Source organism: Pseudomonas sp. 1 R 17 (assembly GCF_900067035.1).
Classification (GTDB): Bacteria; Pseudomonadota; Gammaproteobacteria; order Pseudomonadales; family Pseudomonadaceae; genus Aquipseudomonas; species Aquipseudomonas marginalis.
The window spans coordinates 51,643-65,917 of the sequence record NZ_FKLB01000038.1 but is presented as its reverse complement, the minus strand read 5'-3'; the positions used below and the strand labels follow the sequence as shown (position 1 = coordinate 65,917).

Annotated in this window: 14 protein-coding genes; 8 read left to right on the top strand and 6 right to left on the bottom strand. The window is 60.3% G+C overall.

Annotated elements, in window-relative coordinates; all coding sequences use genetic code 11:
• The first annotated feature begins 92 nt into the window (after nt 1-92).
• The 4 genes from BFP99_RS13825 (at nt 93) to BFP99_RS13810 (ending at nt 7,153) form a co-directional block, all read left to right on the top strand.
• Nucleotides 93-1,898: a phenylacyl-CoA dehydrogenase gene (locus BFP99_RS13825; RefSeq protein ID WP_065947468.1), complete on the top strand. Its 1,806-nt coding sequence runs from the start codon at nt 93-95 to the stop codon at nt 1,896-1,898.
• A gap of 204 nt (nt 1,899-2,102) precedes the next feature.
• Nucleotides 2,103-3,392, top strand: a complete 1,290-nt coding sequence (locus tag BFP99_RS13820; RefSeq protein ID WP_065925411.1) for a GGDEF domain-containing protein — start codon at nt 2,103-2,105, stop codon at nt 3,390-3,392.
• Between the two features lie 90 nt (nt 3,393-3,482).
• Entirely contained in the window at nt 3,483-5,252 is a 1,770-nt protein-coding gene (locus tag BFP99_RS13815) for an acyl-CoA dehydrogenase C-terminal domain-containing protein (protein WP_065947467.1), read from the top strand.
• Nucleotides 5,253-5,374: 122 nt separating this feature from the next.
• Nucleotides 5,375-7,153, top strand: coding sequence for an acyl-CoA dehydrogenase C-terminal domain-containing protein (locus tag BFP99_RS13810; protein ID WP_065925409.1), 1,779 nt, complete (start codon nt 5,375-5,377; stop codon nt 7,151-7,153).
• Between the two features lie 240 nt (nt 7,154-7,393).
• On the opposite strand, the gene BFP99_RS13805 is transcribed toward BFP99_RS13810, so the two are convergent.
• On the bottom strand, nt 7,394-8,293 hold the full coding sequence (locus tag BFP99_RS13805) for a LysR family transcriptional regulator (protein WP_065947466.1): 900 nt from the start codon (nt 8,291-8,293) through the stop codon (nt 7,394-7,396).
• Nucleotides 8,294-8,502: 209 nt separating this feature from the next.
• On the opposite strand from BFP99_RS13805, the gene BFP99_RS13800 reads away from it, so the two are divergent.
• From BFP99_RS13800 to BFP99_RS13785, 4 genes are all read left to right on the top strand, one after another.
• On the top strand, nt 8,503-9,771 hold the full coding sequence (locus BFP99_RS13800; RefSeq protein WP_065947465.1) for an aspartate aminotransferase family protein: 1,269 nt from the start codon (nt 8,503-8,505) through the stop codon (nt 9,769-9,771).
• Between the two features lie 224 nt (nt 9,772-9,995).
• On the top strand, nt 9,996-10,361 hold the full coding sequence (locus BFP99_RS13795; protein ID WP_065947464.1) for a type II toxin-antitoxin system RelE/ParE family toxin: 366 nt from the start codon (nt 9,996-9,998) through the stop codon (nt 10,359-10,361).
• Entirely contained in the window at nt 10,345-10,665 is a 321-nt protein-coding gene (locus BFP99_RS13790) for a helix-turn-helix domain-containing protein (protein WP_065947463.1), read from the top strand. The genes BFP99_RS13795 and BFP99_RS13790 overlap by 17 nt, the downstream gene beginning before the upstream one ends.
• A 95-nt stretch (nt 10,666-10,760) precedes the next feature.
• On the top strand, nt 10,761-10,919 hold the full coding sequence (locus tag BFP99_RS13785) for a YqaE/Pmp3 family membrane protein (protein ID WP_010207008.1): 159 nt from the start codon (nt 10,761-10,763) through the stop codon (nt 10,917-10,919).
• A gap of 5 nt (nt 10,920-10,924) precedes the next feature.
• Here the strand turns inward: BFP99_RS13785 and pqqE are convergent, their stop codons facing one another.
• From pqqE to pqqA, 5 genes are all read right to left on the bottom strand, one after another.
• Complete coding sequence (gene pqqE, locus BFP99_RS13780) at nt 10,925-12,055, bottom strand: pyrroloquinoline quinone biosynthesis protein PqqE (protein WP_065938222.1); 1,131 nt, start codon at nt 12,053-12,055, stop codon at nt 10,925-10,927.
• Nucleotides 12,048-12,323, bottom strand: coding sequence for a pyrroloquinoline quinone biosynthesis peptide chaperone PqqD (gene pqqD / locus BFP99_RS13775; RefSeq protein ID WP_065925404.1), 276 nt, complete (start codon nt 12,321-12,323; stop codon nt 12,048-12,050). Before pqqD ends, pqqE begins: the two co-directional genes overlap by 8 nt.
• Nucleotides 12,320-13,072: a pyrroloquinoline-quinone synthase PqqC gene (gene pqqC, locus BFP99_RS13770; RefSeq protein ID WP_065925403.1), complete on the bottom strand. Its 753-nt coding sequence runs from the start codon at nt 13,070-13,072 to the stop codon at nt 12,320-12,322. The genes pqqD and pqqC overlap by 4 nt, the downstream gene beginning before the upstream one ends.
• Before the next feature lie 106 nt (nt 13,073-13,178).
• Nucleotides 13,179-14,090 carry a pyrroloquinoline quinone biosynthesis protein PqqB gene (gene pqqB / locus BFP99_RS13765; protein ID WP_010207003.1) on the bottom strand — a complete coding sequence of 304 codons (912 nt, stop codon included), beginning with the start codon at nt 14,088-14,090 and terminating at the stop codon, nt 13,179-13,181.
• Nucleotides 14,091-14,161: 71 nt separating this feature from the next.
• Nucleotides 14,162-14,236, bottom strand: a complete 75-nt coding sequence (gene pqqA / locus BFP99_RS31965; protein ID WP_003194766.1) for a pyrroloquinoline quinone precursor peptide PqqA — start codon at nt 14,234-14,236, stop codon at nt 14,162-14,164.
• Nucleotides 14,237-14,275 lie beyond the last annotated feature (39 nt).

Genomic DNA, 14,275 nt, shown 5'->3' with positions numbered 1-14,275 from the left:
GGTCGTAAACGTATGTTTCAAACACCTGTTTGACCGCCATAACAAATCCACGCGGTTGTTCATTCCAGATACATCAGCAGAGGTTTATCGCTATGCCTGACTACAAGGCCCCCTTGCGTGATATTCGCTTCGTTCGTGACGAACTGCTCGGCTATGAAGCGCACTATCAAAGCCTGCCGGCTTGCCAGGACGCTACCCCGGACATGGTTGACGCCATTCTCGAAGAAGGCGCCAAGTTTTGTGAGCAAGTGCTGGCACCGTTGAACCGCGTGGGTGACATCGAAGGGTGCACCTGGAGTGAGTCTGGCGTAAAAACCCCTGCTGGTTTCAAAGAAGCCTACAAGCAATTTGTCGAAGGCGGCTGGCCAAGCCTGGCCCACGACGTGGAGCACGGTGGCCAAGGCCTGCCGGAATCCCTGGGCCTGGCCGTGAGCGAAATGGTCGGCGAAGCCAACTGGTCGTGGGGCATGTACCCGGGCCTGTCCCATGGTGCGATGAACACCATTTCCGAGCATGGCACCCCCGAGCAGCAAGAGGCTTACCTGACCAAGCTGGTGTCGGGCGAGTGGACCGGCACCATGTGCCTGACCGAGCCACACTGCGGTACCGACCTGGGCATGCTGCGCACCAAGGCCGAGCCTCAGGCCGATGGTTCCTACAAAGTCTCCGGTACCAAGATCTTCATCTCGGCCGGTGAACACGACATGGCCGACAACATCGTCCACATCGTGCTGGCCCGCCTGCCGGACGCACCGGCGGGTACCAAAGGCATCTCGCTGTTCATCGTGCCCAAGTTCCTGCCCAACGCCGACGGCTCGATCGGTGCGCGCAACGCCGTGAGCTGTGGTTCCCTGGAACACAAGATGGGTATCCACGGTAACGCCACCTGTGTGATGAACTTCGACGCGGCCACCGGTTTCCTGATCGGCCCGGCGAACAAAGGCCTGAACTGCATGTTCACCTTTATGAACACCGCTCGCCTGGGCACCGCGCTGCAAGGCCTGGCCCACGCCGAGATCGGCTTCCAGGGCGGCCTGAAATACGCCCGCGATCGCTTGCAGATGCGTTCCCTGACTGGCCCGAAAGCGCCGGAAAAGGCCGCTGACCCGATCATCGTGCACCCTGACGTGCGCCGCATGCTGCTGACCATGAAAGCCTTCGCCGAAGGTAACCGTGCGATGGTGTACTTCACCGCCAAGCAAGTGGACATCGTCAAGTACGGCACCGACGACGAGGCCAAGAAACAGGCCGACGGCCTGCTGGCATTCATGACTCCGATTGCCAAGGCGTTCATGACCGAAGTCGGTTTTGAATCCGCCAACCACGGCGTGCAGATCTATGGCGGCCACGGCTTTATCGCCGAGTGGGGCATGGAGCAGAACGTTCGCGACAGCCGTATCTCCATGCTGTACGAAGGCACCACCGGCATCCAGGCACTGGACCTGCTCGGCCGTAAAGTGCTGATGACCCAGGGCGAAGCGCTCAAGGGCTTCACCAAGATCGTGCACAAGTTCTGCCAGGCCAACGAAGGCAACGACGCGGTCAAGGAATTCGTGGCACCGCTGGCTGCGCTGAACAAAGAGTGGGGCGAGTTGACCATGAAGGTCGGCATGGCCGCAATGAAAGACCGCGAAGAGGTGGGGGCCGCTTCGGTGGATTACCTGATGTACTCCGGTTACGCGTGCCTGGCTTACTTCTGGGCCCACATGGCGCGCCTGGCTGCCGAAAAACTCGCCGCCGGTACCAGCGAAGAAGCGTTCTACACCGCCAAGCTGCAAACCGCGCGCTTCTACTTCCAGCGCATCCTGCCGCGGACCCGTACCCACGTGGCCACCATGCTGTCGGGCGCCAGTAACCTGATGGACATGAAAGAAGAAGACTTCGGCCTGGCTTACTAAGCCTTACCGGGTTCATTTGAAACCGTCGCTTCCCTTGGGAGCGGCGGTTTTTTCATTGGGGGATAAAAAACACAGTGCAGCGCTCAGGGATTTTCTCCGGCTGCCGTTACAGTGATGGCAATGTGATACATGACGGGCAGGGTGTGCTTAACTGTTCGCATCAAGGCACAGTGCCACTACTTTTTGCGGGTCGGAGTTTTACCCTTGTCACGCGTGTCTGCTTTACGTTTCAGTCACTTTCTTCCTTCGTTGCTGCTGTTGCTGGCCGGGCTCTCGGCTGCGTACGTCAAGGACCTCAGCGTCTTCTTCACCTCGCTGTTCAATGTGTTGCCGACCCTGGTGCTGTTGCTGGGCGGTTCGTACTGCGCGGTTTATCGCCGTCAGCGTGAATTGTTCCTGATGATCACGGTGTACATCGCCTACTTCCTGCTCGATACCCAGACCGATTTCTATCGCGACAATGGCCGCGTGCGCGAAGACGCGGCCGTGGTGTTTCACCTGTGTTGCCTGTTATTGCCGTTGCTGTTCAGCATCTACGCGCTGTGGCAGGAGAAGACCCACCTGTTTCGCGACTTCGTTGCCCGTTGTGCGGTGCTGCTGGCAATCGGCAGCGTGGCGCTGGCCCTGGAGCAAAGTTATCCCCAGGCACTGCTGAACTGGCTGGCGGAGATCCGCTGGCCCGCTCTGCATGGGACCTGGATGAGCCTGATCCAGTTGTCTTACCCGATGTTCCTGGTCGGCTTCCTCGCCCTGGCGGCGCAATACTGGTACCAGCCGCGCCCGCTGCATGCAGCGCAACTGGTGGGCTTGCTGGGGATGTTCTGGATGTTGCCGCAGACCTTCATCCTGCCGTTCACGCTGAATATCATGTGCAGCCAGGTCATGCTGATGATCGCCGCCGGCGTGGCCCACGAGGCTTATCAAATGGCGTTCCGCGACGAACTGACCGGCCTGCCGGGGCGCCGTGCCCTGAACGAACGCATGCAGCGGCTGGGGCGCAACTATGTGCTGGCAATGACCGACGTCGATCACTTCAAGCGCTTCAATGACACCCATGGTCACGATGTGGGCGACCAGGTGCTGCGCCTGGTCGCGAGCAAGCTGTCCAAGGTCAATGGGGGTGGGCGTGCCTACCGCTACGGCGGTGAAGAGTTCGCCGTGGTGTTCGCCGGCAAGACCCTGGATGAGTGCATGCCGCACCTGGAGGAAATCCGCGAGATCGTCGCCAACTATGACATCAAGCTGCGTAATTCGGACCGGCCCCAGGATGATCAACAAGGCCGTCAACGCCGGGCGGGCAGCGGCGCGTCGAGTGTGTCTGTGACGGTCAGCATCGGCGTGGCCGAACGCCAGATCGACCAGCGCACGGCGGAAGAAGTGCTCAAGTCCGCCGACCAGGCGCTGTACGCCGCCAAGGGCGCGGGGCGTAACTGTGTGGTTGCGGCCGGGCAGACCCGCCGTGGCGCGGTGCGCATGCAGAGCGCTGCCGGTTGAGTGATGGCGCTGTATTCAGCGGTTCTACAATGATTGTCCGAGGCGCTGGCCGGCAGTAGGTTGAAAGGATCTGCTGCCGGAGACATCGCCATGCCTGAGTACAAAGCTCCCCTGCGCGACATGCGCTTTCTGATCGACAACGTGTTTGATTTCCACGGCCACTACGCTGCCCTGGGCGCCACGGACGCCAGTCCGGACATGGTCAGTGCAATCCTGGAAGAAGGTGCCAAATTCTGCGAGAACGTGCTTTCGCCACTCAACCGCAGTGGTGATGAGGAGGGCTGCCATTTCGACAACGGCGTGGTGACGACGCCCAAGGGCTTCAAGGAAGCCTTCGCCCAGTACGTCGAGGGCGGCTGGCACGGTGTGGCGGCAGACCCGGCCTACGGCGGCCAGGGCCTGCCGCAATCGTTGGGCCTGGTGCTCAGCGAGATGATCGGCTCCAGCAACACCTCGTGGGGCATGTATCCGGGCCTGACCCACGGCGCGATGTCAGCGATCCACGCCCACGGCACCGAAGAGCAGAAGGCCACGTTCCTGAGCAAACTCACCGCAGGCGAATGGACCGGCACCATGTGCCTGACCGAAGCCCATTGCGGCACCGACCTGGGCCTGATCAAGACCCGTGCCGTGCCCCAGGCGGATGGCAGCTACGCGATCACCGGGAGCAAGATCTTCATCTCGGCCGGTGAGCACGACATGAGCGCCAATATCATCCATCTGGTGCTGGCCAAGCTGCCGGATGCGCCGGCGGGCACCAAGGGTATCTCGTTGTTTATCGTGCCCAAGTTCCATGTGGATTCGGCTGAGCGCAATGCGGTGCACTGCGGCTCTATCGAGCACAAGATGGGCATCAAGGCCTCGGCCACGTGCGTGCTCAACTTCGACGGCGCCAAGGGCTTTTTGATTGGCGAGGCGAACAAGGGCCTCAACTGCATGTTCACCATGATGAACCACGCCCGCCTGGGCACCGGCATGCAGGGCCTGTGCAATGGCGAGGCGAGCTTCCAGGGCGCGATCAAGTACGCCAACGACCGCCTGCAAATGCGCGCGCTGACCGGCGCCAAGGCCCCGGAGAAAGCCGCCGACCCGATCATCGTGCATCCCGATGTGCGCCGTATGCTGCTGACCATGAAAGCCTTCAACGAAGGCAACCGCGCACTGACCTATTTCACCGCGCAGTTGCTCGACACCGCGCACCTTTGCAGCGACGCCGGCCAGCGCCAGGAGGCCGAAGACCTGTTGGCGTTCCTCACCCCCATCTGCAAAGCCTTTATGACCGACACCGGGCTGGAGGTGACCAACCACGGCATGCAGATATTCGGCGGCCATGGCTACATTCGTGAGTGGGGCATGGAACAACTGGCACGCGATGCGCGGATTGCGCCGATCTACGAAGGCACCAACGGCATCCAGGCCCTCGACCTGCTGGGGCGCAAGGTGTTGGGCAGCCAGGGCAAGCTGCTGCGCGGCTTTACCAAAATCGTGCATAAGTTTTGCGCGGCGAATGCCGAACATGCGCAGCTCAAGGGCTATGTGGTGCAGCTTAATCAACTGAATCAGGAATGGGGCGAGCTGACTACCCAGGTCGGTATGGCCGCGATGAAAAACCCGGATGAGGTGGGCGCAGCGGCGGTGGATTACTTGATGTACAGCGGTTACATCATCCTCGCCTACCTGTGGCTTCGGATGGCCATTGCAGCGCTGGCGCACGATGACACTGACTTCGCCAAGGCCAAGCTGGCGACCTGCGACTTTTACTTCAAGCGCCTGTTGCCACGTACCGCAACCCACCGCGCCGCCGTGGAAGCGGGCAGCGAATGCCTGATGAGTCTGCCTGCGGAGTCGTTTGCGCTGTGATGACTTAAAAATACCAGTCAGTCACAAGTGGACCCTATGTGTCTGAAAAGTTGTTCGGGTACACTCGGAGCCTGTAAAACCGATCCTATCGAATCACTTTTCACGTTCTCACGAGGTTTGCCATGGCTGATTACAAAGCGCCGCTGCGTGATATGCGCTTCGTCCTCAACGAAGTCTTTGAGGTCGCCACCACTTGGGCCCAATTGCCGGCATTGGCAGACAGCGTTGACGCCGAAACCGTAGAGGCCATCCTCGAAGAAGCCGGCAAGGTCACCGCCAAATCCATCGCCCCGCTCAGCCGTGGCGGCGATGAACAGGGCTGCCGCTGGGATAACACGGCGGTGTTTACTCCGGATGGTTATCCACAGGCCTACAAGACCTACGCTGAAGGTGGCTGGGTCGGCGTAGGCGGCGACCCCGTGTTTGGCGGCATGGGCATGCCCAAGGCGGTATCGGCCCAGGTCGAGGAGATGATCAACTCGTCAAGCCTGGCGTTCGGCCTGTACCCGATGCTGACCTCCGGCGCCTGCGTGTCGATCAACACCCATGCCAGCGAGGAACTCAAGGCCATCTACCTGCCGAAGATGTATTCCGGCGAGTGGGCAGGCTCCATGTGCCTGACGGAAGCACACGCGGGTACCGACCTGGGGATTATCCGCACCAAGGCCGAGCCGCAGGCAGACGGTTCCTACAGGATCAGCGGAACCAAGATCTTTATCACTGGCGGTGAACACGACCTCACCGAGAACATCATTCACCTGGTGCTGGCCAAACTGCCGGACGCACCGGCCGGTCCCAAGGGGATTTCGCTGTTCCTGGTGCCGAAGTTCATGGTCAACGCCGACGGCAGCCTGGGCGCGCGCAACCCGGTGAGCTGCGGCTCCATCGAACACAAGATGGGTATCCAGGCATCCGCCACCTGCGTGATGAACTTCGACGAAGCCGTTGGCTACCTGGTGGGCGAACCCAACCGTGGGTTGGCGGCGATGTTCACCATGATGAACTATGAGCGCCTTGGCGTGGGTATCCAGGGCCTGGCGTCCGGCGAGCGCTCCTACCAGAACGCGATTGAATATGCGCGGGACCGCCTGCAAAGCCGTGCGCCGACCGGTGCCCAGGCCAAAGACAAAGTGGCCGACCCGATCATCGTCCACCCCGACGTGCGCCGTATGCTGTTGACCATGAAAGCCTCCAACGAAGGCGGACGCGCGTTTTCCACCTATGTGGCGACGCAGCTGGACATCGCCAAGTTCAGTGAAGATGCCGCTGCCCGCGAGCGGGCCGATAACCTGGTGGCCTTGTTGACGCCGGTCGCCAAGGCGTTCCTCAGCGACCTGGGCCTGGAAACCACCGTGCTCGGCCAGCAAGTGTTTGGTGGCCACGGTTACATTCGTGAGTGGGGCCAGGAGCAACTGGTGCGTGATGTACGCATCACCCAGATCTACGAAGGCACCAACGGCATCCAGGCACTGGATTTGATGGGGCGCAAGATCGTCGGCAGCGGCGGTGCGTTCTACACCTTGTTCGCCGACGAGATTCGCCAGTTCATCGCCTCGGCGGGGCCCGAATTGGCGGAGTTCACCCAGCCACTGGGCGCAGCGGTGGATAACCTGGACGAATTGACCGCCTGGGTGCTGGATCGTGCCAGGACCAATCCGAACGAGATCGGCGCAGCCTCGGTGGAGTATTTGCATGCATTTGGTTACATGGCCTACGCCTATATGTGGGCACGCATGGCCAAGGCCGCGTTGGGCAAAGAGACTGAGGAAGACTTCTACGCCAGCAAGCTGGGCACCGCGCGCTTCTACTTTGCGCGTCTGTTGCCACGTATTCACTCGCTGAGTGCGTCGGTAAAAGCCGGTAGCGAATCACTGTTTTTGCTGGATGAGGCACTGTTCTAACGGCTTGGAGGGCGTGTAAGCATTCTCTTACATGACGTACTGCTAATCGTCCTCTATCGCCAAATTGGATCCACGGATAATCTACTTCACATGGACGTCGCGCAGGAAGCGCAAAGCAACAACACGGACACGTAGGATTCTGCCAGGATGGCGGAGTGAAATGGATGTCAGGGAAACAGTCTGCAAAGCCCCGCTTCGGCGGGGTTTTCTTTTGCCCGCGAAAAAGTCAGGCACCGAATTTCAGGGCAGGGCCTGCGGCGCATTCATCACGTCTTCCAGCAAGGTGCGCAGCAGCGCCATGGTTGCCTGCTGGCGCTGTACATCGCGACACACCAAACCTACCTTTAACGGCACCCTGGGTTCACTCAAGGGTTTCCAGAGCAGCGACTGGCTGTTGTGTTCGTCCTGGGAGCGTCCCGGCAGCACCGTGGCCAATTTGGTGTTAGGCAAGCTGTCGAGAATCCCCACCATGGTATTCAACTCCGCCTGTACCTGCGGCCGGCGTCCGAGGTTGGATAACTGACCCTGCCAGATCTGTCGAACCTGGAACTCTTCCCCCAGCAACAACATCGGCAGTTCGGCGGCCTGTTTCAGCGAGACTTTCTTGAATTCGCGCAGGGGATGGCCCTCGGGGATGACTATCTTCAATTCATCTTCGTACAACAACACACCGTGCAGCCCCGGCTGGCGTGGTGGCAGATAGCTGATGCCGATGTCCAGCGAGCCGTTAAGCAACCGCCGTTCAATCTCGATCCCGGTCAATTCGTAGATCTGCACCACCAGGTGCGGCTGGGCCTTGCGCACGCGCTCGAGCATTTGCGGGACCAGGCTGGTGTGCACGGTTTGCAGCACGCCGATGGCCAGGGTGCGCATGGCCTGGCCCTTGAAGTTACGCAAGGCTTCGACGGCTTGCTGCATGCCATCGATCAGCGGCAAGGCATGGTTGTACAGCGTATGGGCGGCCAGGGTGGGCAGCAGGCGTTTGCTGCTGCGTTCGAACAGGCTCACATCGAGGTTGCGCTCCAACTGGCGGATCTGTTGTGAGAGCGCTGGCTGGGAGATCGACAGGCGTTCAGCGGCACGGCCCACATGGCCTTCTTCATACACCGCGACGAAATAACGCAGTTGCTTAAAATCCATAAGGTTTGCTTATCGAAAAAGCTGGAAAAACGAAATGGCCGGTGGCCCCCGAGGCGCCTAGTCTAGCGCCTATTCGCAGGGCTTACAGGGCCGGATCGGGCAATGAACAGCGTTTATGTTGATGGCGTTTACATAGGCAAGGCAACACACCCGCAGACAGTGATTGCAGGGAAAACCGACCAAGGCCCGGTTGCCACTGGGGGCAAGCTGTGAATCTCTTCAATATGCGTCGCCCCGTGCCCAGCCTGGACGACCTGCTGCTGGAGGCTTCACCCGATACGCTGTCCAGCGAGGCGCTGATGCCCACCGTGGCGAGGCCGCCTCAGGTTTTCGTTCGTGGCCAGGGCTCGTGGCTGTGGGACAGCGACGAGCGTGCCTACCTGGATTTCAGCCAGGGCAACGCTGCCAACAGCCTCGGCCACAGCCCGCAGGTCTTGATCAAAGCCCTTGCCGACCAGACCCAGGCCCTGATCAATCCAGGCCTGGGGCTGCATAACCGCGCTCAACTCAATCTTGTCGACCGCCTGTGCCATCGTACCGGCAGCGACCAGGCCTACCTGCTCAACAGTGGCGCCGAGGCCTGCGAAGCGGCGATCAAGTTGGCGCGCAAGTGGGGCCAACTGCATCGCGGCGGGGCCTACCGCATTATCAGCGCGAGCAATGGTTGCCATGGTCGCAGTTTCGCGGCACTGGCGGCGTCGGGGGGAGCGCTGGAAAACCGCTTTGAACCGCAATTGCCCGGCTTCAGCCATGTGCCGTTCAACGATCTGCCGGCCCTGCATGCAGCGGTCGATGCACAGACAGTCGCCATCCTGCTGGAGCCGGTCCAGAGCGAGGCCGGTGTGATCCCCGCGACGGAGCATTACCTCAAGGGGGTTGAACGGCTGTGCCGCGAACTGGGGATCCTGCTGATCCTCGACGAAGTACAAACCGGCCTTGGCCGTTGCGGCACCTTGCTTGCCGAACAGCAATACGGCGTGCGAGCCGACATCATCACCCTCGGCAAAGGCCTGGGCGGCGGCGTGCCATTGGCTGCGCTGCTGGCGCGCGGCAACGCCTGTTGCTTCGACGTGGGTGAGCTGGAAGGTACCCATCATGGCAACGCATTGATGGCATCGGCCGGGCAGGCGGTACTCGATACGGTGCTGGAGCACGGCTTCCTGGAACACGTACGTGAATCCGGCCTTTACCTGGGCGAAGGCCTTGCCCGACTGGCCTACCGCTACGACCAGGGCCCATTGCGCGGCCACGGCCTGATGTGGGGCCTGACGTTGGCGGATGATTCTGCAGATGCAGTGGTAAAAGCCGCCCTGCACGAAGGCCTGATCCTCAACGCCCCGCAACCTGACTGCCTGCGCTTCACCCCGGCGCTTACGGTGAGCAAAAGCAACATCGACGAAATGCTCCTGCGCCTGGCCCGCGCTTTTTCCCGGGTGCGCACCGCCCAGTTGCAATGCCGCAAGGGCATCGCTGTTTAACCCACATTCCTGAACCGTCTCGCGGTATACGCGGCGCCTCCAGCCTGATTTTTTCGGCTGGGGGCGTTTTTTTGCGTGTGAAATTTTTGGATTGAAAGCGTTGATTGATCGTCTGTGAAAACAATGGCTTTTTAGCGTGCGTCGATAAGGACTGTCGACGGAGCATTGGTTGCTCCACTTCTAATCTATGCCACTGGGTGGTATGTTTATGGGAAGGGATATCCATGAGGCTTAGGTTGTTTAAAACCAGGAATTTTGCTGAGGCGGCCAGAAAGGCGTGGATCTGTGATTCGGAGTTGAGGGAGGCGTTCGGCCAATTGCTCAGGGGGCAAGCTGACAATTTGGGAGGTGGTGTCTGGAAGAAACGCCTCAAAGAGAACCGACATCGATCTATTGTCTTGGCCAAGGCCAGGCATTACTGGGTTTATAACTCTCTTTTTGACAAGCAGAGGCGAAGCAATATCAGCCATAAGGAACTCAGCGCGTTGCGAGCACTGGCTAAGGTTTATGAAGGGTTAAACGAGGTACAGGTTCAACACCTTCTGGATAGTGGGGAATTTGTGGAGATGCACCATGCCCAAAAAATATGAAAGCGAAATTCTTGAGTCTGTTCACCAATCTGCCAAAGCGCTTTATGCAATTGGCGCCATCAACAAAACTACTCTTCGTGAGTTCGACGAGGCATGCCTTGCAAAGATCCCGGCGCAAATCCCTGCCGAACAGATCAAGCAGCTACGTGAAAGTAGCCATGTCAGCCAACCGGTGTTTGCTCGTTACCTGAATACCAGCGCCTCCACGGTGAAGAAATGGGAATCTGGCGAGAAGCAACCCAGCGGCATGGCGCTCAAACTTCTTAGCATCGTGCAAAAGCATGGGTTAGAAATTCTGGCCTGAAGGATGGCCCGGTGCCAGATCCCACTGAACCCTCACGAACGCCCAAGGTCGATTAGCTACACGGCTCACACGAGCCGATTTTCTGGAGCTGACCCATGGACATCATTCGTATCATCATCGCCATTCTGCTGCCGCCACTGGGTGTGTTCCTGCAAGTGGGTTTCGCCGGCGCGTTCTGGCTGAATATTCTGCTGACCTTGTGCGGTTACTTCCCAGGCATCATTCACGCCGTGTACATCATCGCCAAGCGCTGAGCCCGTCAGCCTTTTGCGATGAGCCGTGAATTGCGCTCATTGCGAAAGGCCAGTTGCTCGATGGTCTGGGTAGCGTGCTCGGCTTCTTCCCGCGCCTTGAGGATGATGCCGTGCTGCTCGGACTTACTGCACACCGGGTCGGCATTGCTCGCATCCCCCGTGAGCATGAAGGCCTGGCAACGGCAGCCACCGAAATCCTTTTCCTTTTCATCGCACGAACGACACGGCTCGGGCATCCAGTCGTAGCCGCGAAAGCGGTTGAACCCGAAAGAGTCGTACCAGATGTGCTGCATGCTGTGGTCGCGCACATTGGGAAACTGCACCGGCATCTGTCGGGCGCCGTGGCAGGGCAGGGCGGTGCCGTCCGGCGTCACGGTCAGAAAGATACTGCCCCAGCCGTTCATACAGGCCTTCGGGCGCTCCTCGTAGTAGTCCGGTGTCACGAAGATCAGCTTGCACGGATGGCCTTCGGCTTCGAGCTTGGCGCGGTATTCGTTGGTGATGCGTTCGGCGCGCACCAGTTGTTCCTTCGTCGGCAATAAACCCACGCGATTGAGTTGCGCCCAGCCATAGAACTGGCAGGTGGCAAGCTCGACAAAATCCGCTTCCAGCGCAATACACAGCTCGATGATGCGGTCGATCTTGTCGATATTGTGCCGATGGGTGACGAAGTTCAGCACCATCGGGTAGCCATGCGCCTTGACTGCGCGGGCCATTTCCAGCTTTTGCGCGAAGGCTTTTTTCGAACCGGCCAGCAGGTTGTTCACCTGTTCGTCGCTGGCCTGGAAGCTGATCTGGATATGGTCCAGGCCGGCTTTCTTGAAGTCGCTGATCTTCTGCTCGGTCAGGCCGATGCCCGAGGTGATCAGGTTGGTGTAGAACCCCAGCTTGCGCGCCTCGGCGATCAACTCGGCGAGGTCCTGGCGCACCAGCGGCTCACCGCCGGAAAACCCCAACTGCGCCGCGCCCATCTCACGGGCCTCACGAAATACCTTGATCCACTGCTCGGTGCTCAGCTCCTTGCCCTGCTCGGCAAAGTCCAGCGGGTTGGAGCAATACGGGCATTGCAGCGGGCAGCGATAGGTCAGCTCGGCGAGCAACCACAGCGGCAGGCCGATGGCGGGTTTTTCAGGCAAGGGTGATCCAGTGCTCAGCACGGGCGACCTCCATGAATTGCTCGATGTCGTCACCCAGCTCAGGTACGCCGGGGAACTGTTCTTCGAGGGCGGTAATGATCGCCGCCACGTCGCGCTCACCGTCAATCAGGCCACCAATCAGCGCGGCGCTGTCGTTGAGCTTGATCATGCCTTCGGGGTAGAGCAACACATGGCCTTTTTGCGCGGGTTCGTACTGGTAGCGGTAGCCCTGGCGCCAGGTCGGTTTTCTGCTGCGATCAAAGCTCATAGGGTGATCCCTTTATGCCAGACCCGCTGCTCGGTCACGCTGTGATACGGCGGGCGTTTCAGTTCGTAGGCCATGCTCATGGCATCCAGCATGCTCCACAGGATGTCGAGTTTGAACTGGAGGATTTCCAGCATGCGCTCCTGGCCTTCACGGGTGGTGTAGTGCTGCAAGGTGATTGCCAGCCCATGCTCCACGTCGCGCCGCGCCTGGCCCAGGCGGGTGCGGAAATATTCGTAGCCGGTGGGGTCGATCCACGGGTAGTGCTGCGGCCAGCTGTCGAGGCGCGACTGGTGGATCTGCGGCGCGAACAGCTCGGTGAGCGAGCTGCTGGCGGCTTCCTGCCAGCTGGCGCGGCGCGCAAAGTTGACGTAGGCGTCTACCGCAAAGCGTACGCCGGGCAATACCAGTTCCTGGGAGCGCAACTGGTCGGGGTCGAGGCCGACCGCTTGGCCCAAACGCAGCCAGGCTTCGATACCGCCGTCCTCACCCGGTGCGCCATCGTGGTCGAGCAGGCGCTGAATCCACTCGCGACGGATCTCGCGGTCCGGGCAGTTGGCCAGGATCGCCGCGTCTTTCAGCGGGATGTTCACCTGGTAATAGAAACGGTTGGCGACCCAGCCCTGGATCTGCTCGCGGGTGGCACGGCCTTCATACATCGCCACGTGGTACGGGTGATGGATATGGTAGAAGGCGCCTTTGGCCCGCAAGGCGGCTTCGAATTCGGCGGTGTTCATCGGTCTATCAGTCATAAGAGGTCTCCTGTAGGAGCGAGCTTGCTCGCGAAGGTCGTTAACGATGACGTGGGCGTTCTGAATGAGCACGGTGCCTTTGGGTTTTTCGCGGGCAAGCCCGCTCCTACAGTTCGATGCTCATGCCGTCGTAAGCGACTTCGACATTGCGCCGCACCAGTTCCGCGCGCTCTGGAGAATCTTCATCGAGGATCGGGTTGGTGTTGTTGATGTGGATAAGCACCTTGCGCTGCTTGGGCAACTGCTCCAGCACTTCGAGCATGCCGCCGGGGCCATTTTGCGCCAGGTGGCCCATCTCGCGGCCGGTGCGGGTGCCGACGCCACGGCGCTGCATTTCATCGTCGTCCCACATCGTACCGTCCACCAGCAGGCAATCGCTGCCGGCCATGATCTCCAGCAACGGCGCGTCGACCTTGCCCAGGCCCGGGGCGTAGAACAGTTTGCCGCCGGTGCGCAGGTCTTCGACGATCAGGCCGATGTTATCGCCTGGGTGCGGGTCGAAGCGGTGCGGCGAGTACGGTGGGGCGGCGCTACGCAGGGGCAACGGGGTGAAGCGCAGGTTGGGGCAGGCCGGGATGGTGAAGCTGGCATCCAGCTCGATGCGGTTCCAGGCCAGGCCGCCGTTCCAGTGGGTGAGCATGGTGAACAGCGGGAAGCCGGTGCTCAGGTCTTCATGGACCATGTCGGTGCACCACACCTGGTGCGGGCAACCTTCGCGCAGGCTCAACAGGCCGGTGGTGTGGTCGATCTGGCTGTCCATCAGGATGATGGCACTGATGCCGGTGTCGCGCAGTGCGCGGCCGGGCTGCATCGGCGCAAAACCCTGGAGTTGCGCGCGGATATCCGGTGAGGCATTGCACAGTACCCAGTTCACGCCATCGTCGGAAATGGCGATGGACGACTGGGTCCGCGCCTGCGCCCGCAGGCTGCCGTCACGAAAACCTGCGCAGTTCACGCAGTTGCAGTTCCACTGCGGGAAGCCGCCGCCAGCGGCGGAACCTAGAATCTGGACAAACATGGCCGCTCCATCAAGCAAAGCTCAAAACAAAAACGCCCCGGGCGAACCGAGGCGTTGTATTACCCAGCGGCTTAGCGGCTGGCGAAGTACATGGTGACTTCGAAGCCGATACGCAGATCAGTGTAAGCAGGTTTGGACCAGGTCATATTCTTACTCCTACGAAGGGATGGGACGTTTACTACCAA

Coding starts and splice junctions, on each gene's coding strand:
- pqqB (WP_010207003.1), bottom strand. CDS start 14,090: ATGTTTGTCCAGATTCTAGGTTCCGCCGCTGGCGGCGGCTTCCCGCAG.
- BFP99_RS13815 (WP_065947467.1), top strand. CDS start 3,483: ATGCCTGAGTACAAAGCTCCCCTGCGCGACATGCGCTTTCTGATCGAC.
- BFP99_RS13795 (WP_065947464.1), top strand. CDS start 9,996: ATGAGGCTTAGGTTGTTTAAAACCAGGAATTTTGCTGAGGCGGCCAGA.
- BFP99_RS13785 (WP_010207008.1), top strand. CDS start 10,761: ATGGACATCATTCGTATCATCATCGCCATTCTGCTGCCGCCACTGGGT.
- BFP99_RS13805 (WP_065947466.1), bottom strand. CDS start 8,293: ATGGATTTTAAGCAACTGCGTTATTTCGTCGCGGTGTATGAAGAAGGC.
- BFP99_RS13790 (WP_065947463.1), top strand. CDS start 10,345: ATGCCCAAAAAATATGAAAGCGAAATTCTTGAGTCTGTTCACCAATCT.
- BFP99_RS13825 (WP_065947468.1), top strand. CDS start 93: ATGCCTGACTACAAGGCCCCCTTGCGTGATATTCGCTTCGTTCGTGAC.
- pqqC (WP_065925403.1), bottom strand. CDS start 13,072: ATGACTGATAGACCGATGAACACCGCCGAATTCGAAGCCGCCTTGCGG.
- BFP99_RS13810 (WP_065925409.1), top strand. CDS start 5,375: ATGGCTGATTACAAAGCGCCGCTGCGTGATATGCGCTTCGTCCTCAAC.
- pqqD (WP_065925404.1), bottom strand. CDS start 12,323: ATGAGCTTTGATCGCAGCAGAAAACCGACCTGGCGCCAGGGCTACCGC.